The following is a 25,284-nucleotide window of genomic DNA, read 5'->3' as shown; positions in this document are numbered from 1 at the left end:
TTCATAATGAAGTCAGTTAACTTTTTGTCTCAGTTCTTCGCTTTCCACTTCAATAGCATTATTGCACAGATTTTCAAAAAATGATTATTTTCTTTAATTTATTTTTTATAAATTGACTAATGTTAAAAATATTTAAAATAATTTAGAAAAAATAAATAAAAAACTCCATGACAAGCATGGAGTGTGTAATAGAATAAAAAAACTTATTCTATTACTTGACAGAATAAGTTCACTTGAATTTTTCAAAGCGTTTTTTTAATTTTTTGGTTCTTGGTAAAGAGCCGCAGTTTTATCCTTAATATTATAAATTTTGTTAAATTGTTTTAATAGAACTCCGACCAGAGGACCAGTTAAGAAAATAAAGAATACGGTTCCAAAGTATAGATAATTCCCTAAGAAAGCTAATTTTAAATCACTGCTTCAGTTTATGAAAATTAACAAGATTAATCCAGGAACTATTAGTAAGAAGTCCCATAGAATTCTTGAAGCTTGGTATGACATTTTTGTTAACTTTCTGAATTCTTCTGCAATTGAGTTATAAACTCCTGGCATTATTCCACAATACACCATTAAGGCAATTGATAGACAGTAAATTAAGAATGCACTTATGAATACCACAAATCTCAATATCTTCACTGCGTTTTCTGAGTAACCAGCAAACATAGATTCATCTATATACAACATCTGCATTTTAACCCCTAATGGAATAATGAATAACGAGATGATATCCCCAATCACAAATAAAATATATCAATAAATTTTTTGTACGTTACGATTTTTTTTATAATCAATTGCTACATTGATAGATCCCATAATAACAGTAATAACCATCATTATTACATAAAATAATAATAAATATGTTGAATAAGATGTTAAGTCAATTTCTCCATTAGGGCGAATCCCTCCGTCACTGAAGGCTCCCAAAAAGTTAAAAATGGTAAAATCGATTTGGCTTGCTCCAACCGAGGTTGGGGTATATAGCGCGATTGATAGTGTAAATAAAAATCAGCCCAGAACAAAAATTCCAAATCTGCTTAATAATATTTTTCACTCTGTTTTAATGATTTTATTGAAATCATTTATAAACTGTTTCATAGATTTTATTTCTCCTTTAATATTCTAAAGTCTCTTTTTGATAAATTTTCTAGGTTATCAGTAATTTTTTGTGAATCCCAGTCTCATCATGAAATTTGATTTAACTGTTTAATTTCTTCTTCATTAAATCTAAATGAAATTATTTTAGCGGGATTTCCTCCGACCACAGCGTAGTCAGGAACATCTTTGGTAACCAAAGCCTCGGCTCCAATTACAGCTCCATTTCCAATTTTAACTCCTGGCAAAATCGTGCAATTGTAACCAAATCAAACGTCATTTCCCACAACAGTATCACCCTTATTGGTTTTAAATCCTGGTTGTTCTTCTCATCCATTTCACATAATAAAGAATGGATAAGTAGAGATTCTATCGGTGTCATGATTTGCTCCATTCATAATAAATTTAGTCTTATAACCAATCTGGCAAAATTTGCCAATTATCAATTTATCACCAATAAATGGGAAGTGGTATAAAATATTTTTATTTTGAAAGTCTACTAAATCTTGGGGATCATCAAGGGAAGCATAATAGGTGTAATCTCCGATTTCAATATTTTGGTTGCTAATATAGTTCTTTAAAAAATCGGTTGCTAAATACTTGTTCAATTTTTTATTCGGATCGGGTCCGGTTTTATTTTTACTCATAAAATAACCTCTTTTATTAAAAAACTCACCAATGTAAAAAGGCGAGTTTTTATTATTTTAGATCAACAGACGCTCCTGCGGCCATTAATTCTTCTTTCATTTTTTCTGCATCTTCAACTTTTACGTTTTCTTTAATAGTTACTGGTAATTCTCCATCAACTAATTTTTTAGCATCCATTAGTCCTAAACCAGTTAATTCTTTAACTACTTTAATTACTTGAACTTTTTGTGCTCCTGCATTTGTTAATAAAACGTTTACTTCTGTTGGCGCTGCTGCTCCTGCTGCTCCTGCTGCTGGTGCTGCTACTGCTGCTGCAGCTACTACCCCGAAGTGGTCTTCGATTGCTTTAACTAAATCATTTAATTCAGCTAGCTTCATTTCTTCTAAAGCTTTAATAATATCATCTTTTGTGATTGCCATTTTTTTGTTCTCCTGTTTCTTTTAATTAATAAGCTATTGTACTTTTGGTTTGTTTTATTCTGCTTTGGTTTTTGCGATTTCTTTTGTTAATAACATGAATTGACGCAATGGGTAGATCAGTGAAGATGCAAACATTGAGTATAATTCTTCTTTTGATGGTAGTGAAGCAAGTTCATTTACAGCCGCTGTGTCTAAAACTTGGCCTTCATAGATTCCTGCTTTTAGTTTTAAGTTAGGGAATTTTTTACTAAATTCGTCAACTAGTTTTGCTGGTGCAATTGATTCTTCATCTGAAAAAATATAAATATTTTGACCTGTTAAGAATGTTGCAAGTCCTTCGATTTTCAACTCTTCAACCGCTCTTGTGAATAATGAGTCTTTATATACTTTAATAAAGATATTTTTTTCTAAAGCAGCTTTTCTAAGTTCTGTAATTTCAGCAACGCTGATTTTTTTGTATTCAGCAATTACCATACCTTGTTGACTTTTAATTTTTCCAACGATTTCTTGTACTACTTCATTCTTTTTAGCATGAGCCGGACGTGATTGTTTTTCCAATGTATATTCCTCCTTAATATTTAAATAAAAAACCTCGGTAAACCGAGGCAAAATAAAACATAATTTATGTTTTCATTCCTCGGCAACGAATTAAGGGTAAAACCCAGTTGCTTTCTTTGGTACGAATAGCATTTATATTTTAACACAATTTAAATCTAAATAGCAATTTTTAACAAAATAACTTTACTTTATTTTTATGAAGTCACCAATTTCAAAAACGTTCGAAATAACATGATTTGCCTCTTTTAATACATTTGGTTTTGAATTTTTCATAGCAAACGAATTATTAGTAAATCTCAACATTTCTATATCGTTTTCTCCATCTCCTGAAGTTATTACATCTTTAATATTGATATTATGATTTTGCATAATATACTCAATACCAAAAGCCTTAGATACATTTTTGTTAACTATTTCCAATACATTTGTGTGGGTTTTTATTGCCTTGAAGTTGTGTTTTGTGCCATTTACTTCTTCTTGGATTTTTATTAGTTCAGCTTCTAAACCGTAAAAATAAATAATATTTATGTCTGGTGAGTTAAGTATTTCGTTAGTTCCCTGTTCATGATTATTTTCTAAAGGGATCGTACCGATGAAAAAGGGGTTTTCATTTATTTCTTTAATGTAAACTGCGTTAAAATCTTTTCTTATATCCAAGTCGCAGTAGCCAGTTATTAAGTGCTTGTTACTTTCAAGAATCTCTAAAATTTCCTTACGTTCATCTAATTTAATTGGCAAATTCTGAATTAAATTATCATCACTGTCATAAAGCGCAGCTCCGTTGCAAGCTACAATGTAATCATAATTTAAGTTTGATTTTGATAATACGTTTTTAATTTCTTTGTGTAATCGACCACTTGCAATAGCAAATTGGTTCCCTGCGTCTATAAATTCATTAATAAACTTTAAATCTCTTTTATCAATTGAGTCATCATGGTTTAGATTAATTGTCCCATCATAATCAGAAAATCATCATTTCATATTTTTTACCTCTTAAAATTATTATACCTTTTAGCAATGAAATTATTTAGATTTTTTCTTCTTTCACTGCATCTCGATTTCCTTTTCCAAGGTCTCTTCATCAACATATTCCTCAATTATTTCAAAACCATGTCTTAAATAAAAATTGATTGCCTTCTGATTTTTATTGTAGACTTTCAGTTTTAAGTTATTATATTTTTTAAATACGTAATCTAAAAGTTGACTTCCAACCCCAATTGACTGAAATTGTTTTTTTACAAAAATTCCAGCAACATAATTTTTAGCAACTCCAATAAATCCGACTATTTCAGATTTATCAATAAATACAAACACCTTAGCTTTTGGAATTAATTTTTTGACAATATCGTAATTTTGATTTCAATATTTCTCTTCAATGTAACTATGGGTTTTTAAATTTGTTTGAAGCCAAATGGACATCACTTGATCTATATCATTTTTAATAAATTTTCTTATCATGTTAATTTCCTCTTTAAGTAAAAAAGCCTCAAAACATGAGGCTTTTTTATTGAATGGTTTTCTGTTTAATTTTAAAATTAATATTTTTATACTTCAATTGCAACTTTAATACCCGGCCCCATTGTAGTCGAAATTACGATATTTTTTATGTAATTTCCTTTAACTGCATTTGGTTTAGCTTTTTTAATTGCATCAAAGATTGCGTTATAGTTTTGAACAATTTGTTCTTCTTTAAATGATGCCTTACCAAGAATTGCATGAACATTTCCTTCTTTGTCAGTTCTGTATTCAATTTTTCCTTTTTTAACATCATCTAATGCTTTTTTTACATCTACTGTTACTGTACCAGTTTTTGGGTTTGGCATTAAACCTTTTGGCCCAAGAACTTTACCTATTTTACCAAGTTCAGCCATCATTTCTGGTGTTGCAATAATTACATCAAAATCAAATCAATTTTCTTTTTGAATTTTTTGAATCAAGTCAACTCCACCAACGAAATCTGCTCCGCCCTCTTCAGCTTCTTTTGTTTTAGTGTTAGTTAAAACTAAAACTTTTTGGGTTTTTCCAGTACCTGCTGGTAAAACTAAAGCACCTCGGATTTGTTGATCAGCATGTCTTGGGTCAACATTTAAATTAAAAGCAACTTCAACTGTTGAATCAAATTTAGTTGTAGAAGTTTCTTTAGCTAGTTTTGCTGCTTCAGAAATAGGGTAAGCTGTATTTTTGTCAATTTTCGATACAACAGCATTGTATTTTTTACCAAATTTTGCCATTTTATCTTACCTAAGCCTTGTTAGGCATTCCTTCTACTTTAATACCCATTTGTCTTGCTGTTCCCTCGATAGTTCTCATTGCTGCTTCAACTGAATTAGCACTCAAATCAACCATTTTATATTCAGCAATTTTTCTTACCTCTTCTGCTGAAATTGTTGCAACAATTTCAGAACCTGATAATTTTGCACCCTTTTGTAATTTAGCAGCTTTTTTTAATAAAATTGCTGCTGGTGTAGTTTTTAAAATAAAATCAAATGATTTATCATCATATGCGGTAATCACAACAGGAACTACATCTCCTGCGCGATCTTTTGTAGCGTCATTAAATTGTTGTGTGAATTGAGGCATGTTGATACCAAGTGAAGCTAATTCTGCACCTGGTTTTGCTTGCATTGCCATAAATTCTAATTTTGCTATACGTGTAACTTTTTTAGCCACGGGCAACACCTCCTTATGTTTCTCGCTGTGGTCCAAACAAATGACTATGTCATTCTTCCACAATAAAAATCAGCCTTATTAATATTATCATAATAAGAGCTGATTTTTCAATATGTATTATAAAATTTTTATTTCTTTAATAATTACAGGTTCAACCGGAACATCATCGTGATAATTTTTTGACTCCGTTTTAACTCTAGAAATTTCGATTGCCACAGCTTCACTTTCTCTATCAGAGAGCTTACCAAAAGCGGCATATTCGCCATCAAGAAAGTTCGATGACTTAGTAACAATAAAAAATTGAGACGAAGCGCTGTTTGGATCCATAGTTCTAGCCATTGATAAAACCCCTAAAGAGTGCTTAATATCATTTCCCTTGAATCCGTTTGAACTGAACTCACCAAAAATTGGACTTGTTTCATCAGATTCTGAAAAATCTGATTTAAAACCTCCCGTTTGAATCATAAAACCCTCAATTACTCTGTGAAAAATTATGTCTTCGTAGTAATTTTGCTTAACCAACTCTAGAAATTTATTAACTGATTCTGGAGCTTTCTCAGGAAATAGCTCAGCATTCATTTCGCGATTATCTTTTAGAATTATTTTTATATTAATTTTACTCATTTTATTCTCCTAAAGTTTGTATGCTAATTCTGCATTTTCATAGGAAACTTCTGTTGGAGTGTGTCTTCCAAACATTTCTATGTTTACTATTGCAACACCTTTGTCTGGATCCATTTCAACAACTTGACCCTCACGTCCATTGAATGGACCTTCTTTTATTAAAACGATGTCCTTAACTTTGAAAGAAGCTACATAAACTTTTTTCTCTTTTTTAGGACCAGTTCCTGAAACTGATTTTTTAGATTCTTCTGGTTCAGGGGCAAGCATTTTTGCAACTTCCATAAATGTTAGAGGAAGCGGCTTTGCGCCCTTACCTGATGATCCAATAAATCCTGTGACTCCGGGAGTGTTTCGGACTGTAAATCAAGCTGCATCTGTCATTTCCATGTTAATAAAAATGTAACCAGGGAATTTATTTTTCTCCAATTTTTTACCAGTCTTGCTAGCAACTGGAGTTTTTGAAATTCTGATATCAAAAATTAAATTTTGTAATGAGTTTGTCTCTATTTTTTGAAGCAAATCTGACTTTACTCTTTCTTCGTGACCGCTATTACAGTTTATAACAAACCACTGTCCCTTATATAAACTTAATTCATCTTCTAAATTTTCTAAAATATCTGTATCTGTCATTGATTTTTCCTCTTTCTTAAATAATAAATAATGCTTCGAACAATTTTTGCAGTCCTAAATCAACTAAAAAGAAAAATACAGCAAATATAAATACAAAAATTAGTGTGTAGACAAATTTTCTACCTAAGGTGTTACCAGATGTTCATCTAATTTTGTTAACTTCTTTTACCATTTTAACCGGGAATTCTCTAAAGCTAGTTTTTCAATCGCCTTTTTCTTTTTCCTTTTTGATTTTTTTCATTTTTGCTTTTTTAGCTATGTTTGTTGGATCTGTCTCTGATGCCAATGGTGTATTTAGTTGTTCGTATATTTTTTTGCGTTCTTGCTTTGCGTTTTCTTTAAGTTTTTTCTTCTCAAACTTTAATTCGGCCTTTTGCTCTTTTGACATCTTTAATTTTTCGTTTTTATCTTTAGCCATAAGTTTTTTTCCTTATCTAGTTTCTTTATGCACTGTATGTAAATTACACATTTTGCAAAATTTCTTAATTTCCAAACGGTCTTTTTGAGTCATCATACTTTTAGTTAAAGAATAATTTCGAGACAAGCAAGTTTCGCAAACTAAAATAATTTTTCTCTTATTACTTCCCAAAATCTATACCCTCTATCTCTAAATATTATATATAATTCGAGATTTTAAGCAAGTTTTCTTTTTAAATTACCTAAGACAATGTGGAGTTTTCTTTGGGTTGAGCGTTTTTCGCAATTAACCTTTTGAGCTATGGTGTCCAAATCATCTCCATATAAATAATTGCCTAATATTTCGCGATCTAAATTATTAGCGTTTTTCGCAAAATCTTTTATTATTGACATGATATTATTGTGTTTTCATGGGTCCGATTCAACCAAATCCAGAGTGTCAAAATCAAAACTTGCATTTACAATCGATCTAGTGAGAGCCAAATTAACAGCCTTATGTTTATTAGTTAAAAATTTTCTTATATAATCCATTGATCTTCAATAAACGACATCAAGATAGTACTTCGAAAATCCCCTATCACTTCTTTTGCAATCGTATTTAATAATTGCCTCATTTAATGAAATCCATCCTTCAGTTAAAAAGTCATTTAGTTCTAAAGGAATGCTAGGGAATTTCATTTGAGCCTTATTAGCGGCCATTTTAATTTCAGGCTTTAGGATTTGAAATATTTGAGCATTTGAATTTTTTTCATATTCATTCAACTTTTTTTCTAAATCACTATAACCATTTCAATCAAAAGAGTTGGGAAATTTTGTGATTTGATTTTTATATCTGCTTTTTATTATTTTAATACCTCTGCTACTTGCTAATAATTTGCTTACTAATATTTCTTGGTTTTCCACAATTTCTTAAAGACTTAAATTTTTTGCAATTGTCTTGCAATATTAAATATTAAAATTCCTGCGGCGACCGAAACATTAAGTGAATCAATCACCTTTAATGTTGGGATATGAATATTTACATCACTAATTTTAGTAATTTTGTCACCCACTCCTTTATTTTCATTTCCTAAAATTAACGTGGTTTTTGTATCAAAAGAAACCTTTGAGAATTCTTGAGACTCCTCATTTAAATTTGAAGAGTAAATTCAAAATCCTTCTTCCTTCAAAAGTTTTATTGCATTTGCTAAATTTGTTACTCTACAAATATCAATATAAAAGGCGGTGCCCCCCGAAGCCTTTATTACTGTTGGGGTGACCTCAACCTGTCGATGGTCTAAAATTATAATTGCGTCAACTCCCATTAATACCGCGGAACGAATTATTGCTCCGAAATTATATGGGTCGTGAATCTGGTCCAAAATTAAATAAAACGCTCTAGAGTTGTCCTTGTTCTTAGTAGACAATTCTTTGAAGGGCCTGTAATTAAACTGTTTGTATTCTAACACGATATTTTGATGAGTGAGATTTTTTGTGTTTAAAATTTTATCCAAATACTCTTTTTCTACAATTTTAATTTCTTTAACCTTGCCCTTCAAATTGCTGGCATTTTCAGAACTGGTAACAAATACCCTAACTACTCGATCAGGAAAATTTTCAACAAATTCTGTAACAGCATTTTTGCCATAAATATAGTTATTGTTCATCTTGACCTCCTAGATTATCTTTTTCTTGACTAATGCTTCACGAATTTTATCAGCTTCTTCATATTTTTTTTGTTCCAAAAGTTCTTTTCAGTTATGAATTTGCTTAATTGTTTCATTATCAAATTCCTTCATTTCAAAGTCAAAGCCTAGAACTTGTAAAATAGTGATTAAATCATCAATTACACCATTAACTTTTTTGCTATCAGCTTGTTTATTTATTTCTTTAACCATACTTTCAATCAAAGTGATTACCACTGGTGTGTTTAAATCATCTTCCATTATCTCTGTAAATTTTTTCAAATAATTTATGATATTATAATTTTCATCAAGTTCACGTTCGGTTGTCTTTGTAATTTCTTTTAAAGCAATTTTTAGCTGAACCTTTTTAATTAAATTATCAATTTTTAAAATTGCTTTTTTAGATTGACCAACTAGATCCTCGCTAAAATCTAATGGTTGCTTGTAATGTGTTGTCAAAAGCAAATATCTTAAAGTATTGGCATCATTTTGATTGATAAAATCATTCACCAAAATCATATTACCAATTGATTTAGACATTTTTTGCTTATTGAACTCTAAGTGACCATTATGTACTCAAATTTTAGAAAGTTCCTTGCGATCTGTTCCCAGAAACTGAGCTCTTTCATTTTCGTGATGAGGAAATTTTAAATCAATTCCCCCGATATGAAAATCAATTTGACTGTTAAAATATTCTTTTATTAAAGCTACACATTCTGTATGCCATCCCGGTCTCCCAGAACTTCATGTTGTTACCCAGAATTGACCTTCACTAGTTTTTTTTCACAAAGTGAAATCTAAAGGATTTTTCTTATTTTGATTAATTTCTACTCGAGCTCCAGAAATTAACTCTTCTATTTTACGATTTGATAGTTCTCCATATTTTTTTATTCCTTGAACATCAAAATAAACATCACCGTTGCTTTCATATGCAATGCCTTTATCTACCATTTCCTCAATATAATCAATTATTGAATTCATTTTCTCACTGATTGGAATTATTTTATTTGGTTTTCTGATATTAAGATTTTTTAAATCTCTTAGATAATCATCGATATATCTATCAGTTATTTCGCTTTCTTTTTTATTTTCTGCTTTTGCCTTAGAAATAATCTTATCATCAATATCTGTTATGTTTTGAAGATAGTCAACCTCAACTTCTAGGAATTCTAAAAATCTCACCAAAACATCTGTTGTGATGATCGGGCGAGCGTTTCCAATATGGATATTGTCATAAACAGTTGGTCCACAACAATATACTTTAGCTTTTTTATTATCAAATATTGAATAATTATCAAATAAAGAATTAAAAATTTTCATTATTATCCCTCGCTTTAAATCTAAATTTTAGCGGTCATTTTTAATTAATGGGGACACCGCCATATAAGTGAAGTACAATATCGCTGTGTTAATTATTATTTTAAGTGGGGCTTGAATTAATCTAAGGATTACGTTTAAAATATAACCTCCCGATTCAGGTGATTTGTCTAAAATTAAAAATCCTGTATCTCCTCAAGCAGAAATTATTGTAGTTGAAATATATTCACATGCGATTGCAATTAAAATCACTGGTAATATTTGATTGAGCAACTTATGTTTCTTTTTTACACTTAGCGTGACATAAAACGCCCATATACCGATTAGTGTGATTCCGATCCCAACTCCAAATATTAAGTTAAAACTAAAACTGCTTAATTGCATACTTAAGAAAGGAATTTTATCTGGATAAAAAGAAATTATTGTTATAAAAAATAAAAGTAAAATTGATAAAAATACTGTGATTAGCATCATAATTACTCAATTATTTTTTTCAGAAAGTCTTTTAAAGCTTAATCCAACTCCAGAAATAAAACCATAAGCACAAATAACAATAATAAAAGCCGGGTGAATAAAAGATGGCACCATTAGCATTACTAGTATTTCAGTAATTAGACCCACAATTAATCCTACAATTGGGCCAAAAATTAATCCAACTATTTTTACCATTACCCCTTCAATCGCAATCCTAATTGGTGGGAAAACCGTTACTGGAATTGTCAACGAAATTACAACCGTTACACTAACACTTACTGCCGTAAACATTGTAATGTAAGCAATGTTTTTTGTAGTAAATCTGATTCCGTGATATCGCTCTTTTAGAATATAAAACGAACAAACATTATAAATTATGTATAACGAAGAAATAATTCCCAAACCAATCGATGCAACGATAGCAAGGTTATTACCAGTTAATAATCAAGTGCTTATTTCTTTCATCTGTCTTTTCCTCTCATAATTTTACTTATCCCAAGCTATTGGATTTTTGCCAATTTCAGATAATTTTTCATTTATTTTGCTAAAGGGATTAGTGTTTTTGAATAAATGATAACTAAATGGTGACGGATGACCAGAATGAATTGCTATTGCTTTATTTGTAAAATTATACCTTATTTTATTATATATTCTTTTAGCGAAATTTCCTCATAAACAATAAATAATTTTTTCGCTTTTTTTATTTATAAAATAAAGAACCTCTTCAGTAAATTCCTCTCAGCCAATGTTTTTGTGGCTGGCTGGTTTTTTCTCTCTAACCGTCATTATTGAATTTATTAAAAAAACACCTTGTTTAACTCAATTTTCTAAATCTAGGTTGGCAAAATGATCAATATCTAAATCGCTTTTTAGCTCTTTAAAAATATTTCTCAAACTGGCAGGAATTTTTTGGTTATTTTTGCAACTAAAGGCAATTCCGTTTGCAAGTCCGGCTTTATGATAGGGGTCTTGTCCGATTATTATTACACTAATATCTCAAGGTTGCACAAGAGTAAAAATCCTAAAGACATCTTCTTTTGGCGGAAAAACTGTTTCATTTTCATACTCTGTTTGTAAAAATTTAATTAATTCTATGAAAAATGGTTTCTTCTGAATTTCTTCAAAGAAATCACTTCATCCGTCCATGTATTTTATTGGATACATAATTACTCCTTAAATAAAAAAAATAATCTTGAATGATTATTTTCATTTTTTTTCTAATTTTAATCGACGTTTTTCATCTTTTTTTTCTTGTGCCGCTTCTTTTTTTGCTAATTTTTGTTCAACTTTTGATAGTTTTGGTTGATCAGCTTTTTTGTCTTTCGAAGCCTCTTCTTGTTCAATTGTTGCGTCCTCAACAAATTCAATCGAATCAGCCTCTGGTCCTAAATCTAGCACTGAACCATCATCTTTATAATTAGATTCATTTAATTTTTCTCCAACCAACATAGAAGTTACTTCCACAGTTTGGTTGTTATCGATAGCTTTATTTTTGTCCAGGCTTCTTTGTAACTCAAAAGCTAGAGCACCATTTAAATTATCCATTGTGTTGTCTAATTCAACTGTTGGTTCAATTATTATAGGTTCTGATAAAACTTTTCTTAAGTTTTTACCGAAATTATCGTTTTTAATTGTTTTTGTATAATCAACTTTAACCAACTGATCATCTGCAATTACTCTTTTGCTTGGAGTATTTAAAATCTCAAGATTTTCATAGGCGCTGGTTTCTCCAAGACTCTTATCATCAATATTGGCCAATTTACCCTTTTTACCACTTTTCTTAATGAAGGCTCCGCCATTATCTTTAAACTCTGAAATTTCAAAGTTAAATGAAGATGTGTAGTCATTAAAGTCAACCTCTTGAGAGTCTTCCATATCAGATAGTTTATAAATGTCTTCATCGACATGACTTGTGTTATCATGATCGGATTTATTTCTCAATCTAGCTCCCGAACTGGTTTCTTCTGCAATCAAAATATCTTGTTGTGAATCGTTTACTAAATTCTGCTTTTCTTCAACAATTTCTTCAATCTCATCTAAACCATCAAATTCATCGGTTATTTCTTCAACTATTGGTGTTATTTCTTCAACTATTGGTGTTATTTCTTCAACTATTGGTTGTTGTTGAATTATTGGTGTTGGTTGAATTATTGGTTGTTGAATTATTGGTGTTGGTTGGACTGGTTGATTTGGTTGGACAACTTGTACAGATTGATATACAGGTGGTTGTTGAGGTTCTTGTATTTTTTCAGCTATTTTTGGTTCAGCAACTATTTCTTCTAAAATAGGTTTAATTTTATCTTCACGACGTTTTTCATATTGAGGTTGTTCATAATCAAAATATCTGTTTTCTCTTCTTGAATGATAAAAATTGTCATCATATTGACGTCTTTTTTCAGCCTCATAAAGATGAATATCAAGTTTTTTCATTCTTTCTCTTTCATCTAATTTTCTAATCAACTCATCAGGGTCAAGACTTTTTTCCTCTTTTTTTGGACTATTATCTGTGCTATTATTTTTTGACATTGTTGTCATCATTGAACCAAATCCAGTAATCATTGAGTTCATCATGTTGCTTAGTCCAGAAATCATATTTAAAGAGTTGCCATCGTTTTGACTCAAATTGTTTACCACATGAGAACTTTGCGAACACGTTGAACATTGTTGAACTTGATGCTGTTGACAGTTTTGACCTAATGGTTGACCTATCGATGGTTGAGCACCATTTCAAGGCATCATTGGTGGTGGAGTCATAAAGTTGTTAGGTCCCATTGGTGGTGGAGTCATAAAGTTGTTAGGTCCCATTGGTGGTGGAGTCATAAAGTTGTTAGGTCCCATTTGGGGGTTTGAAGAGCTTAAAATTAGATTTTGATCTTCAATTTCATTAATAATGAAATTTCTAGCAGCTTGCTCAGAATCAAAAATAGCAATCACTTTTTCTTGACTTGGATCGTATACTTGAAATAAATTATTAAATTGTCTTAATTGCAATTTTTTCATCTTTTTCTCCTCATCTAACACTAAATAAAAATCATATTTATTATATCAAAAAAACCCCTAGATTTAAAGGGGGTTAGTCAATATAGTTTATATTTTTGTAAATTCTATTTTTGAAATATTTAGGTTGTCGAATTTACCTTCCATTTTATCTGGTGAACCAGTACCGATAATTTTGTTGTTATTAAACTGGTATTGACGTAAATATCAATAGAAGTTTGTATTAATACCTTCTGTATTGTCTTCCTTATTTGCAAGAGCCCCTGTAAGACCCAAAACTCCTGAAAGACCAGAAATGCTTGAAGTTATTTTATATTTATTTTCATGTCCTTGAAAAATAATTTCAAAATCAAAATCGTCTACATCAAATGAATAAACAACATCAGCAGCAACTGTTGTAAATTTAATTTCCTTACTTTCAACTTCGCGAACATAAGGTGTTAAAACTTCTTCGTCCTTCAAGCGATATAAAAGAATGTCATGTTCTTTACCTTCGTCGTCTTTTTCTTTTTTAACATACTTTAATTCTGGTTTTGGATCAGCTCCAATTCCTGTCATTTGGTCGATTTTGTCATTTATTCCTGTAGGCAAATCACTTGATTTAAGTATTTTAGCAGTATTAGCTTTGTGTTTTTCAAAGTCTTTTAACTCTTTATCATCTTTTGGAGTTTCGGCTCTTAAAAATTTAATTTTTTCACCATCTGTTTTTCCTTCAGGAACAATTGAACGAATTACAGTTAAGTCCAGTAGTTGGAAATTGCTATCTTCTTCATTTTTATCATATGTTACTTGAGAAAAACTAGTATTAAACGGCTCGTTATATTCTCTTCAAAAATCTTCTTTAGCTTCTCCGGTTAAAATTGCATCGTTGTTAGCAAATAGTTCTTCAAAAGAAAATAATTTCCCGTCTTTATTTTGTCTTAATTTTTTTTGTTCTTGGTATTTAGCTTCGTCAGGATACATTTCCTTTTTAAAGTTTAAAACATTTAAAATGTCAGCACTTAAAGCGCTTATTGCGCGATTAGGACCATCAAATTTTTTAAAATTATCAGACTCCGCATTTTTACCAACAAAAATATCAACTCTTTGAGTAGGAATTGAACAAGATATTACACTTAAGCTAGTTGATGCCGTCAGTGTTACTGCACCCAATATTGATAGTAATTTTTTCATATATATCTCCCTTTTACTTTTATTATTATACACACTTAAACATTAATTATACATCAGTAAATTTACCAAAACTTTTATGGAAATTAAGTTTTACAACTCCTGTAGCCCCATTACGATGTTTTGAAATTATTAAGTCAGTTTCTTCGGTATTGTCTAGTATTTCATCATAACCAGATTTTTTCTCATAATATGCCTCGCGATATAAAAACATAATAACATCAGCATCTTGTTCAATAGCTCCTGAATCCCTTAAGTCAGACATAATTGGGGTTCTGTCTTCTCTTTTTTCAACAGAACGAGAAAGCTGAGATAAACACACAATCGGTATTTCAATTTCACGGGCAATTTTTTTCAATTGTCTAGAAATTGTGGCAATTTCATTTTGGCGGTTGTCTCCGTTACCAATTGTTGAAATCAATTGCAGGTAATCAATAACACATAAATCAATATCAAAGTCGCGTTTCATTTTTCTTAATTTTGATTGAATTTGTAAAATATTAATCCCTGGAGAGTCGTCAATTACAATATTCATTTTCTTAATTTTATCAGATGCTGCTGTAATTGATTTTCAAGATTCTGTGGTAAGTCCCGAACCAGATCTAATTTTAGAAGATTCAATTTTTGTGGTACTCCCAAGAATTCTTTGTACTAGTTGTTCTTTTGGCATCTCCAAAGAAAAGAACGCTACCCCTTTTTGGCGCTGAGCGGCGTTAAAAGCCATATTCAAAGCAAAAGCCGTTTTTCCCATTGATGGACGAGCTGCTAAAATAATAAAATCCCCTGGTTGTAAACCGTTGGTGATTTTATCTAATTTTTGAAAACCCGTGGTTACACCAGTTAAGGCTTCACCTTGTTGCTCAAGTAAGTGAATTTTTTCAACAACATCTTGAATAGTTCTAGAAATGTGAACGATATCATCATGAGTTGTGTCAGTTTTAATTTCTAAAATCTTGCTTTGAGCTTCTGCAAATATTTCTTCGATTCCGTGATTTTGATCTCTTAAATCTTTTATATATTTTAAAGCAGAATCCAACTGACGACCAATACTGTTTTTAAAAACAATGTCTATATATTCTTCGACACCTTCATCAGTATAAAAATATCCCGAAATTTCAGTTAAGTATTCTAAACCTCCAGCACGCTCTAAATTTTTATCCTTAACTAAGTCATGAGCAATTTTGGTTACTGAAATTTCTGCAGCGCTTGCTTGTTGTTTTAAAATAACATCATAAATTAATTGGTGCGATTGTAAAGAAAAGTCCTCAGATCTAAGTTTACTTACAACTTCATAGCTCGCCTTGGCAGAATGAATTGCGATTGCTAAGACCATTCTTTCAGCATCTTCGATTATATTTTTCTGATTTTTTAAGTTAGTGCTCATTATTCTTTACTTTCTATTTTTACATTAATTGTAGCTTCAATATTAAAATCCAGTTTTGTTTTAATGTAGAAAAGCCCAATTTGGTTCAAATTCTCGTGTTTTAAAAATTTTCTTTTATCTATTTTAATATTATATTCTTTTAACATTTTTTCTTCAATTTGTGCCTGAGATACAGAACCAAACGCTTTACCATCTTTTACTGCTAACTTGAAGTTCAAAGTAATTTTTTCAATTTGGGATTTTAAATATAAAGTCTCTTGACGTTGTGATTCGGTTTCTACATTTCTTTTATCAATTTTTCCTTTTAAATAGTTAACACTATCTTGGCTGGCTTTAATTGCTAGTTTTTTCGGGATTAAATAGTTGGTTGCATAACCATCCGAGACATCAACGATCTCATCTTTTTTACCATAATTTTTAACATCTTTTAGTAAAATAACTTTCATAATCCACCTCCATTACCTTATATTATAAACAAAAAAACCGGTTTGAAACCGGTTTTTTATAACCATTTTTTGAATAATTTGATATAAAGCATTTTTACCAGCTGAGCAACAACTAGGTACATAATTAATAATCCAATTACTATTGGTATAAATGTGTAGCCTGGGTGCACCATTCCTAATCCTGTATTTACATGAGGAATGTAAGGAATTGCTATCGCTGTAATGCAAGTGAAAACCGTGAAGGCGTTCAATTGTCAAACTGCTTTTGATTGAACAAAAGGTAATTTTTCAGTTCTCATAATTTGAACTACCAATGATTGTGTTGCTAATCCAACCATGAATCATCCAGCGTTAAACATTTGCATTTTTGAAGTATCATTGTAGTTATATCCATATGCTAAAATAGCAAAAGTTATTAAGTCAAAAATACTACTTACAGGACCATTAAACAAGATAAACGGAACCATGTCCTTGGCATTTCATCTTTGCGGCGTTCGCAAGAATTCCTTATCTACTTTGTCATATGCTAGAGCAAATTGTGAAAAATCGTAAATTAAATTTTGGAATAAAATTTGTACTGGCATCATTGGTTGAAAAGGAAGTCAAGCAGCTCCAATAACAACACTGGCTGCATTACCAAAGTTTGATGATGCGGTAATTTTGATATATTTCAAAATATTACCAAAAATTTTACGTCCTTGGATAATTCCTTTTTCTAAAACTAAAAGTGATTTTTCTAAAAGAATAATATCACTAGCTTCTTTTGCAATATCAGTTGCATTGTGAACTGATATTGCCACATCACTTTGTCTTAAAACTGGTGCATCATTAATTCCATCACCCATGAAACCAACAATGTGATCATTGCTTTTTAAAACCTCAATGATTTTAACTTTTTGCAATGGGTTTAATTTAACAAAAACATTCGTTCTTTCAACCGCTGTTTTTAATTGTAATTCGGTCATTTTTTCCATTTCTGCTCCGGATAGAATCCCTTTGATTTTCAAACCTACTCTTTTACAAATTGTTTTGGTAATTTCTTCATTGTCTCCGGTTAGAATTTTTAAATCTACTCCGTTATCTTTTAGTAATTTAATCATTTTTGATGCCGAAGGTTTTGGAGCATCCAAGAAACTCGCAAATCCATAAAAGATTAAATCTTTCTCGTCTTTCTCAGTATAACTTTCTTTTTGAAGATCTTGTTCATCACGATAAGCTACACCAATTGTTCTCAATCCTTCTTTATTCGCTTTGCTTGCAGTTCCTAAAATTTGTCTTAATTTTTCTTCATCTAAATCGACAACTTTTCCTTGGTAATATACCTTAGTACAAACTTTAACAATTTCTTCTACTGCACCTTTACAAATTATTTTTTTATTATTTTTTTCATCGTTAACAATTATTGTCAATTTTCTTCGGTTAAAGTCAAAAGGAATTTCATCATATTTTTGAAATTTATTCTTAATCGAAATTTTGTTACCTTCCATAACATAATCCAAAACAGCATTGTCCATTGGATTTTTTAAACCTGTTTGAAAATAACTATTTAGGTACAAGAGTTTTAAAACATCGTCACTTGATTTGTTATCCAGAGTATGAATTTTTGTTAACTCAATTTTATCATTTGTTAATGTACCGGTCTTATCAGTACACAAAACATCCATCGCACCCAAGTTCTGAACTGAACTGGTATTTTTAATAACAACTTTATGTTTACTTAGTTGATTGGCTCCTCGAGATAGATTGGCGTTTACAATTACCGGGAGCATTTCTGGAGTTAGTCCAACCGCAACCGCAATCGCTAATAAAGAACCTTCGGTTCACTGACCTTTACTTACACCCATAACTAGGATAACAATTGGTACCATTATTAGCATAAAGCACATCAACATAATTGTTACTTTACGAATCCCTTTTTCAAAACTATTTAAACTTTTTTTCTCTCTTACAATTTGATGAATTGCAGAAAAGTAAGTTTGGCTACCTGTAAAAATTACGACGGCAATCGCAGTTCCTGAAACTACACTTGTTCCAGATAAACATATGTTGTTGAACTCCAACATTGTTTCACCTTTATTATCAGCATTTTTCTCTACGGGAATTGATTCTCCTGTCAGAGATGACTGATTAATGAATAAATCCTTACTTCATAAAATTCTAACATCTGCGGGAATCATATCACCACTCGAAAGATAAATAACATCCCCTGGAAGCAAGTCTTGAATATCAATTTCTCGAGATTTTTTTACTAGTTTCAGATAGTTTGCCTTATTAACAATTTGTTCTCTATCTTCATCCATTCTAATCACAGTTGCGGTATTTGTTACAACAGAGCTCAGCCTTTTAGAAATAAGAAATGATTTTGTTGACTGAGCGAAACCCACTGTTCCACTGATCAAAACCATAACTGTAATTATTATTGCTCCAACTAAATCAAAAACACTTTTTGTACTTGCATATTCAATAAAATTATATGTGCATATTCCCATAAGAATTAAATTGAAAGGTCCAAAATAGTTTTTAATGAACTCAGCAAAATAATTATATTTCATGTCTTTTAAATTATTTTTACCATATTTATCAGTCTTTTCTTCGACTTCATTTCTGCTCAAACCAAAGCCAGCTATTTCTAATTCTTGCAATAGCTCGCCTTGATTTAGGTTAGCAAACTTTTCAAGCTGAGCATCATTTTTATAGACGATTTTGCTTGGTTTGCTTTTTTTAACTACTTTGTGCATGTTGCCTCCTTTTCCTTAAAATAAGCACACAAACACAATTAAAAAATACTCCTAATTAGTATTGTGGCTATATTTATCTATTTTTTTGGTATCTATTGGCACTTCGTCATTAAAACTGGATAACGGACTCATACAACCACCTCTTTCACTTTTTCTATTATACTATATAAATTTAATTAGGGGGTCAAAAAAATAAAAACCACCAATTACATTTGGTGGTTAATTTTTTATTGAACTACGAAAGGCAATAATCCCATAATTCTTGCTCTTTTAATTGCTGTTGACAGCATTCTTTGGTGTTTTGGTGATGTACCTGTAACTCTTTTTGGTAAAATTTGTCCATTTCCTGAAATGAATTTTTTCAATAAATCAACATCTTTGTAATCAATGTAGTTTATTTCATTTTTAGCAAAAAAGTTTACTTTTTTTCTTCTTACGTTAAATTTTTTCATTTTTTTCCTCTTCTGTTAATCTCATAAAATCGAATCATCGTCATCATCTGAAAATGATTGTTTTGGAGCTTCATATTTTTTTTCTTCATTTTTAGCAGAGAAGTTGTTAACAACGTCTAAGTCAAAATTTGAGTTTGGCTCTGTATTAAAAGCTTGAACCGGTTCGCGATCAAATGATTGCCCCGAACCTCTTGATTCTAAAAATTCAACTCTTTGGGCAGTAACGTTAACAATTGTTTGGTAAACTCCATCTTTGTTTTCGCTTCTTGCACTCAATGAACCTTCAACAGCTATCAGACTTCCTTTTTTTAAAAATTTAGCCATGTTTTCTGCACTTCTTTCTCAGGCAAAGCAAGGAATAAAGTTTGTATACTCCTTACCTCCTCCAAATGAACTGACAGCTAAAGTAAACGCAACAAATGATTTACCAGCTGAAGAGGTTCTTAATTCTAAATCCTTAGTGATTCTTCCAATTAGTTGAACTTGATTCATTAATTAATACCTCCAATTATTCTGCTGGCTTTTCAGTTTTGTTTTCTGAATTGTTATTTGCTGGATTGTTATTTTTATTAAAACCTTCACGGTTAAAACGTTTTTCAAATGGTTTTGGAGCACGTTTTTCTTCCTTGAATTTTGACATATCAGTTTTTGATAATTTTGTTGTTTGTTCATATCTTTTTTCTGATTCTGTGTTAATTACCATTACACGTACTACATTTTTATCAATTTTAGCAACACGTTGGAATTCGTTGATATTTTCTGATGTTGTATCTGAAATTACAACTGTGTAATATCCCTTTTCCTTACGATTGATTGGATAAGCAAAATTTTTAAGACCTCAATCTGCTGACTCAATAATTTTCCCTCCGTTAGTTTCTAAAATTGCATGCAATTTCTTTTGTACTTCCTTTACCTCAGTTGTATCTTGGTCTAGGATATACATGATTTCATATTTTCTTACCATGTTTTATTCTCCTTATGGTCTATGGCCTAATTTAAGGCAAGGAGTTAATGATTTATTAACTCGCCTAAAAATTATATATTATTTTGAGACAAAATTTAAGTGTTTATTGATAAATCTTGAATAAAAGTGATTTTTTTATTAGTTATTTCCCCTTCAACTAGTTTAATTTTGGCATCTTTTTTGTGTTCTTCCAAAACCTGACAATCATCATAAAATTCACCATCATCCAAATTTTCATAAATTTTTTTCAACATTTTTGTATTAAAAGCTTGAGGTGTTTGGGTTTGAACAAACTCTTCTCTTTTGACTGTTTTAATTTTAGGTTTAATTTTTTTTAAAGTATTTGTTACAGGTATTCAAGGAATTACAGCGTCATATTCAGAAGATTCTATTTCATATAAAATTTTGTCTAAAAGCTTTTGCGACAAGAAAGGCCTTGCCCCATCATGAATTAAAACTTTTTCTGTATCACAAATTTCCAAGCCATTCTTAACTGATAAAAAACGGGTTGAACCTCCTTGAGTAAAAACCATTTTGCTATTATTAACAAATCTTTTAAAAACAATTTCTTTTATCTGATCTTTTGAAACTAAAATCACTTTTGAAATTTTATTATTTTCTAAAAATAACTTACAGGTTTCATTAATAACCAACTCTTGATTTTCTAATTTAACAACCATTTTATTACCACCAGAAAACCTCGTGCTATCACCGGCCGCTACAATAATTACAGAAAACATAAAATCACCCTTTAATTTATTATATACTCAAATCACTTTCTAAAATTAAAATAAAAAAAGCCTTGCAGCTTTTTAAAGAATATTAATTTCGTTTTTATCACAGAAATCTTCAAAATCTTTTGATCAAATAGAATTTTGAACCTCAGCAATATGGTTTTTTTCCAAAACCAGCATTGTGAATTTTGATGTATAAACTCCCCCGCTAATTGTCAGTGGCAATTTTCCAGTAGTAACAAGATGATCATAACCGGTTTTGGTTTTAAAGTTTTCCTTTAACAACAGATTCTGTTCTTGCAAGATTTCTCTATCAACAGAGTAACTTAAATAAGCTATTTCAACCGCTGACTCAGTAACTGGATTATATGTATAAATTATTGAATATGAATTAAAATCAAAAACATCCTCTGAAAAATTATTTAAATCTTTTGTGTTAAACAATTTTTTAACAAAGTTTGTTAGAACAAAGCTACCATTTTCTTTAGCAAAGCGATTCAGTCTTTCCTTAAAGGAAATAAAAGGGTAAAGTGCTTTTAGTTTAGAAAAGCTGATGAAAGTTATTTGAGTACTTAGATGTTCTTTCTCAAGTTGATCAAATTCATCTTTAACCATTTCATCGACAGAAATTAACTGTCCATATAGAGCAACTATAAAGTCATTTAAATAATCGGTCTCATATTTATTGACAACAATTTCAAAACCTATTTCATCGTAAATATTTGAAGTTGTATTTCCTATTTTTTCATCTCTTCTCAGACATGAAAAATCAGAAATTACACCGTCACCAACATTTTGTAAACCATTCTTCATTAAAAAATGTCTGCGGTACTTATTGTTAGATTGTAGGATTTCTCCGTAAAAGTTGTTATTTACTAAGTCGAAATCTAATGCTCGCTGGGTCCCTTGGAAATCGTCATTTAATCATAATTCTTTATTTGTTACTAATGCTGGATTAATTTCAATTAAAAGATTACGTTCCATTATTTTTTGCTTTAAGTTATTTTTAATAATATTAATTGCTTTTAGAGTTTCTAACTTGTCTAATTTTGAGTTGTAACCTAAAGCTATTTCAAATTTCATAATTAGGCTCTCGGTTTCATTTGAGGGAATAGTAGAACATCTTTAATTGATTCAGAATTTGTTAACAACATTACAAGTCGATCAATCCCAATACCGATTCCCGCAGTAGGAGGGAATCCATATTCTAAAGCCTCAATAAAATCAATATCCATTCCGGTGGCTTCATCGTTTCCGGCGTCAGCCTCTTTTAACTGTTCAACAAATCTTTCAAATTGGTCAATTGGGTTATTTAGCTCAGCAAACGCATTTGCATATTCTCTACCAATTATAAACAACTCAAAGCGATCTGTAAATCTCGGGTCTTCGTTGTTTGCTTTTGAAAGTGGTGAAATTTCTTTTGGATGACCGTAGATAAATGTTGGTTCAATAATTTTATCCTCAACAAATTCTTCAAAAAACAAGTTAATAATATGGCCAACAGTTGAGTGGTGCTTCTCCAATTTAATTCCTTTTTGATTTGCAAGTTTTTTAGCGTCTTCAAAAGTCATTTTTTTTCAAAAATCAACCCCTGTTAAGTCTTTAATCGCGTCAACCATATGTCAGCGTTTTCAAGATTTTCCTAAATCTAATTTATGTCCACCATATTCGATTTTAGTTTTACCTTGAATCAACATTGAACATTCTTTAAAAATATTTTCTGTTAAATTCATTAAAAATTCCATATCCTCATATGCGACATACAATTCAATTGAAGTAAATTCGGGATTATGTCTAGTATCCATTCCTTCATTTCTGAAGATTCTACCTATTTCATAAACTCCTTCAAAACCTCCAACAATTAATCTTTTTAAATGCAATTCGGTTGCGATACGCAAGTAAAAGTCACGGTCTAGAGCGTTATAGTGGGTTATAAACGGTTTTGCAGCAGCTCCCCCATTAATTGTGTGAAGTATTGGAGTTTCAACTTCCATGTATCCTTTGTTATCCAAAATTTCTTGAATTTTGCGAATTATTTTAGTTCTTGATTGAAAAGTTTTTTTAGTTTCAGGATTCATAATTAAATCTACATAACGACGACGATATTTTTCTTCGATATCAGCAATACCAGCATGCTTATCTGGAAGTGGTCGCAAACTTTTTGACAACAATTGATATTTTTTAATTCTTAATGTTAATTCACCGTGATCTGTTTTCATCATTGTTCCAGTTAGTCCAATAATATCCCCTAAATCAAGGTCTCTGAAATATTCAAAATCAACATCTCCAAGTTCATCTTGGCGTCCGTAAATTTGAATGTTGTTTTCTTGGTCTTGAATATTGGCAAAAACCGCTTTTTTACCCGCTTCTCTAAACAAACGTATTCTCCCGGCAACCTTAATTTCTTTTTGCTTTAAATTTTGTAATTCTTCTTTTGAATACTTTTCAAAACTGCCAATAATTTCCCCAATTGTATGAGTTCTTTCAAATTTTGTAATAACAAAAGGGTCTCTATTTTCTTTCACTAGATTTTGGTACTTATCTCTACGAACTTGTTCTTGCTCAGTAAAGTTTCTTTCAAATTTTTCTTTCATAAATTTCTCCTTATTAATATGACTCAAATAAATCCAAAATTTCTTGAACCGTTTCCACGCTTATGCATTTTTTCTTCATTTCAATTATTTTATCATTTTTAGGTAAAACGGCAAGATATCAAAGGATTTGTTTACGCATTTCTCTAACTCCTAAAGATTCACCCTTCATTTCAACAATTAGCTCTGTATGGCGCATAACTACTTTTTTTCATTCATCAAATGTTGGAGCTTCGCTCTGCTTTCCGGTTTCTAAAAAATCCTTAATTTGTTTAAAAATTCACGGGTTACCTTGAGCGGCTCTAGCGATCATTACAGCATCACAACCTGTCTCGTTTAGCATTTTTAAAGCAGAGGGTCCATCAACAACATCACCATTGCCAATGACTGGAATACTTACTGATTCTTTAACTTTCTTAATGTAACTCCAATCCGCCTTACCTGTAAAAAATTGCGACCTTGTTCGGCCGTGAATTGTTAGTGCGCTTGCGCCAGCCTTTTCACATAACTTAGCAATTTCTACAACATTCTTAGAATTATCATCTCATCCGATTCTTAATTTAACAGAGACGGGTTTATCAACAACTTCAACAACAGCCTTTACTATTTCATAAATTTTGTCTGGATATTTCAGCAAATTAGCGCCAGCCTGACTTTTTACTGCCACTTTTGGAGCAGGACAACCCATATTTATATCAATGATATCGCAATTTGATTCTTCATTAACAAGCTTAGCCGCTTTTATAAACGAATCCAAATCAAAACCAAAAATTTGCAAAGTAATTGGGTGCTCAATATTTTCAACTTTTATCATTTCAAACGATTTCTTATTACCGTGGACAAGGCCCTCAGAACTTACCATTTCAGCATAGACTAAATCTGCTCCATTTTCTTTGCAAATAATTCTAAAAGCGGCATTTGTTGTTCCCGCCATTGGCCCTAAGACAAGATTCCCAGGAATTTCAATATTACCTATTTTCATTAAGACTTAATACCTGTTTTATAGTAATTGTCATCAATTTCAGTAAAAAGAATTATTGTTTGGTAATCTTTGTTAATTTTTGAAAAAAATTGTTGAGAAAAATTAGCAATTCAAGACTTCATATCCTCACTACGTTTTTTTCATTTTATTTCTATTTTAATTAAATTTTCTTGACCTATAGAATCAGAGTCAATGTTTCAAAATGAAAAAGCTGAATTTGGTGCTTTTAAAGCTTCTGAAATCTCATCTATTCTATTGGCAAAATTTTGAACATGTTCTTTACTTGTTCCGTAAAAATTAAATATTGGCATT

At 30.7% G+C, this 25,284-nt stretch carries 30 protein-coding genes and 1 other annotated feature; all 30 genes read right to left on the bottom strand.

The genetic code is table 4. The features are described 5' to 3' along the window. Positions 1-255: 255 nt before the first annotated feature. The 30 genes from SALLE_RS00230 to SALLE_RS00085 all read right to left on the bottom strand — a co-directional run bounded on the left by SALLE_RS00230 (position 256) and on the right by SALLE_RS00085 (position 25,283). Entirely contained in the window at positions 256-1,095 is an 840-nt protein-coding gene (locus SALLE_RS00230; RefSeq protein ID WP_115557651.1) for an SPE_1075/MLC_0560 family membrane protein, read from the bottom strand. A gap of 5 nt (positions 1,096-1,100) precedes the next feature. Further along, on the bottom strand, positions 1,101-1,739 hold the full coding sequence (locus SALLE_RS06090; RefSeq protein WP_115557650.1) for a CatB-related O-acetyltransferase: 639 nt from the start codon (positions 1,737-1,739) through the stop codon (positions 1,101-1,103). A 52-nt stretch (positions 1,740-1,791) separates the two neighbouring features. Further along, positions 1,792-2,160: a 50S ribosomal protein L7/L12 gene (gene rplL / locus SALLE_RS00220; protein ID WP_115557649.1), complete on the bottom strand. Its 369-nt coding sequence runs from the start codon at positions 2,158-2,160 to the stop codon at positions 1,792-1,794. Positions 2,161-2,214: 54 nt separating this feature from the next. Beyond that, entirely contained in the window at positions 2,215-2,718 is a 504-nt protein-coding gene (gene rplJ / locus SALLE_RS00215; protein WP_115557648.1) for a 50S ribosomal protein L10, read from the bottom strand. Positions 2,719-2,735: 17 nt separating this feature from the next. After that, positions 2,736-2,856, bottom strand: a sequence feature (ribosomal protein L10 leader region). Between the two features lie 45 nt (positions 2,857-2,901). Continuing rightward, entirely contained in the window at positions 2,902-3,699 is a 798-nt protein-coding gene (locus SALLE_RS00210; RefSeq protein ID WP_115557647.1) for a Cof-type HAD-IIB family hydrolase, read from the bottom strand. Positions 3,700-3,741: 42 nt separating this feature from the next. Next, entirely contained in the window at positions 3,742-4,176 is a 435-nt protein-coding gene (locus SALLE_RS00205; RefSeq protein ID WP_115557646.1) for an N-acetyltransferase, read from the bottom strand. An 86-nt stretch (positions 4,177-4,262) separates the two neighbouring features. Further along, positions 4,263-4,949 (bottom strand): 50S ribosomal protein L1, encoded by a 687-nt coding sequence (rplA, locus tag SALLE_RS00200; RefSeq protein ID WP_115557645.1) that lies wholly within the window; start codon positions 4,947-4,949, stop codon positions 4,263-4,265. A 10-nt stretch (positions 4,950-4,959) separates the two neighbouring features. Next, positions 4,960-5,388 (bottom strand): 50S ribosomal protein L11, encoded by a 429-nt coding sequence (rplK, locus tag SALLE_RS00195; protein ID WP_115557644.1) that lies wholly within the window; start codon positions 5,386-5,388, stop codon positions 4,960-4,962. 117 nt (positions 5,389-5,505) lie between these two features. After that, positions 5,506-6,012 carry a peptidylprolyl isomerase gene (locus SALLE_RS00190; RefSeq protein ID WP_115557643.1) on the bottom strand — a complete coding sequence of 169 codons (507 nt, stop codon included), beginning with the start codon at positions 6,010-6,012 and terminating at the stop codon, positions 5,506-5,508. 9 nt (positions 6,013-6,021) lie between these two features. Then, entirely contained in the window at positions 6,022-6,642 is a 621-nt protein-coding gene (gene nusG / locus SALLE_RS00185; RefSeq protein ID WP_115557642.1) for a transcription termination/antitermination protein NusG, read from the bottom strand. A gap of 16 nt (positions 6,643-6,658) precedes the next feature. Further along, positions 6,659-7,060 carry a preprotein translocase subunit SecE gene (gene secE, locus SALLE_RS00180; RefSeq protein ID WP_115557641.1) on the bottom strand — a complete coding sequence of 134 codons (402 nt, stop codon included), beginning with the start codon at positions 7,058-7,060 and terminating at the stop codon, positions 6,659-6,661. Positions 7,061-7,072: 12 nt separating this feature from the next. Continuing rightward, positions 7,073-7,234, bottom strand: a complete 162-nt coding sequence (rpmG, locus tag SALLE_RS00175; protein WP_115557640.1) for a 50S ribosomal protein L33 — start codon at positions 7,232-7,234, stop codon at positions 7,073-7,075. 41 nt (positions 7,235-7,275) lie between these two features. After that, positions 7,276-7,962 carry a hypothetical protein gene (locus SALLE_RS00170; RefSeq protein ID WP_115557639.1) on the bottom strand — a complete coding sequence of 229 codons (687 nt, stop codon included), beginning with the start codon at positions 7,960-7,962 and terminating at the stop codon, positions 7,276-7,278. A gap of 14 nt (positions 7,963-7,976) precedes the next feature. Beyond that, positions 7,977-8,705, bottom strand: a complete 729-nt coding sequence (gene rlmB / locus SALLE_RS00165) for a 23S rRNA (guanosine(2251)-2'-O)-methyltransferase RlmB (RefSeq protein ID WP_115557638.1) — start codon at positions 8,703-8,705, stop codon at positions 7,977-7,979. Positions 8,706-8,714: 9 nt separating this feature from the next. After that, a complete protein-coding gene (cysS, locus tag SALLE_RS00160; protein ID WP_115557637.1) occupies positions 8,715-10,043 on the bottom strand; it encodes a cysteine--tRNA ligase in 1,329 nt (442 codons plus the stop codon). Between the two features lie 27 nt (positions 10,044-10,070). Continuing rightward, positions 10,071-10,979: an ECF transporter S component gene (locus SALLE_RS00155; RefSeq protein WP_115557636.1), complete on the bottom strand. Its 909-nt coding sequence runs from the start codon at positions 10,977-10,979 to the stop codon at positions 10,071-10,073. 21 nt (positions 10,980-11,000) lie between these two features. After that, entirely contained in the window at positions 11,001-11,678 is a 678-nt protein-coding gene (locus SALLE_RS00150; RefSeq protein ID WP_115557635.1) for a uracil-DNA glycosylase, read from the bottom strand. A 36-nt stretch (positions 11,679-11,714) separates the two neighbouring features. Beyond that, positions 11,715-13,514, bottom strand: coding sequence for a hypothetical protein (locus SALLE_RS00145; RefSeq protein WP_115557634.1), 1,800 nt, complete (start codon positions 13,512-13,514; stop codon positions 11,715-11,717). An 87-nt stretch (positions 13,515-13,601) separates the two neighbouring features. Beyond that, positions 13,602-14,684, bottom strand: coding sequence for a lipoprotein (locus SALLE_RS00140; RefSeq protein WP_115557633.1), 1,083 nt, complete (start codon positions 14,682-14,684; stop codon positions 13,602-13,604). A gap of 46 nt (positions 14,685-14,730) precedes the next feature. Then, positions 14,731-16,065 (bottom strand): replicative DNA helicase, encoded by a 1,335-nt coding sequence (gene dnaB, locus SALLE_RS00135; protein WP_115557632.1) that lies wholly within the window; start codon positions 16,063-16,065, stop codon positions 14,731-14,733. After that, on the bottom strand, positions 16,065-16,511 hold the full coding sequence (rplI, locus tag SALLE_RS00130; protein WP_115557631.1) for a 50S ribosomal protein L9: 447 nt from the start codon (positions 16,509-16,511) through the stop codon (positions 16,065-16,067). Before rplI ends, dnaB begins: the two co-directional genes overlap by 1 nt. 56 nt (positions 16,512-16,567) lie before the next feature. Continuing rightward, the gene (gene mgtA / locus SALLE_RS00125) at positions 16,568-19,249 is read right to left on the bottom strand and encodes a magnesium-translocating P-type ATPase (RefSeq protein ID WP_115557630.1); all 2,682 of its coding nucleotides are present in this window, start codon (positions 19,247-19,249) and stop codon (positions 16,568-16,570) included. 227 nt (positions 19,250-19,476) lie between these two features. Next, positions 19,477-19,701, bottom strand: a complete 225-nt coding sequence (gene rpsR, locus SALLE_RS00120) for a 30S ribosomal protein S18 (protein ID WP_115557629.1) — start codon at positions 19,699-19,701, stop codon at positions 19,477-19,479. A 15-nt stretch (positions 19,702-19,716) separates the two neighbouring features. Beyond that, positions 19,717-20,193 carry a single-stranded DNA-binding protein gene (locus SALLE_RS00115; RefSeq protein WP_115557628.1) on the bottom strand — a complete coding sequence of 159 codons (477 nt, stop codon included), beginning with the start codon at positions 20,191-20,193 and terminating at the stop codon, positions 19,717-19,719. A 16-nt stretch (positions 20,194-20,209) separates the two neighbouring features. Continuing rightward, a complete protein-coding gene (gene rpsF, locus SALLE_RS00110) occupies positions 20,210-20,665 on the bottom strand; it encodes a 30S ribosomal protein S6 (RefSeq protein ID WP_115557627.1) in 456 nt (151 codons plus the stop codon). Positions 20,666-20,760: 95 nt separating this feature from the next. Next, positions 20,761-21,405, bottom strand: a complete 645-nt coding sequence (locus tag SALLE_RS00105; protein WP_115557626.1) for an IspD/TarI family cytidylyltransferase — start codon at positions 21,403-21,405, stop codon at positions 20,761-20,763. 72 nt (positions 21,406-21,477) lie between these two features. Next, positions 21,478-22,482, bottom strand: a complete 1,005-nt coding sequence (locus tag SALLE_RS00100) for a class-II aminoacyl-tRNA synthetase family protein (protein ID WP_115557625.1) — start codon at positions 22,480-22,482, stop codon at positions 21,478-21,480. A gap of 2 nt (positions 22,483-22,484) precedes the next feature. Then, a complete protein-coding gene (gene lysS / locus SALLE_RS00095; protein ID WP_115557624.1) occupies positions 22,485-23,993 on the bottom strand; it encodes a lysine--tRNA ligase in 1,509 nt (502 codons plus the stop codon). Between the two features lie 13 nt (positions 23,994-24,006). Further along, positions 24,007-24,972, bottom strand: a complete 966-nt coding sequence (gene dusB / locus SALLE_RS00090) for a tRNA dihydrouridine synthase DusB (protein ID WP_115557623.1) — start codon at positions 24,970-24,972, stop codon at positions 24,007-24,009. Next, the gene (locus tag SALLE_RS00085) at positions 24,972-25,283 is read right to left on the bottom strand and encodes a DUF1904 family protein (protein WP_162807909.1); all 312 of its coding nucleotides are present in this window, start codon (positions 25,281-25,283) and stop codon (positions 24,972-24,974) included. The genes dusB and SALLE_RS00085 overlap by 1 nt, the downstream gene beginning before the upstream one ends. Position 25,284 lies beyond the last annotated feature (1 nt).

Source organism: Spiroplasma alleghenense, assembly GCF_003363775.1.
GTDB classification, from domain to species: Bacteria; Bacillota_I; Bacilli_A; order Mycoplasmatales; family Mycoplasmataceae; genus Spiroplasma_B; species Spiroplasma_B alleghenense.
The sequence above is the reverse complement of the archived record's forward strand: the minus strand, read 5'-3'. Positions and strand labels throughout refer to the sequence as shown.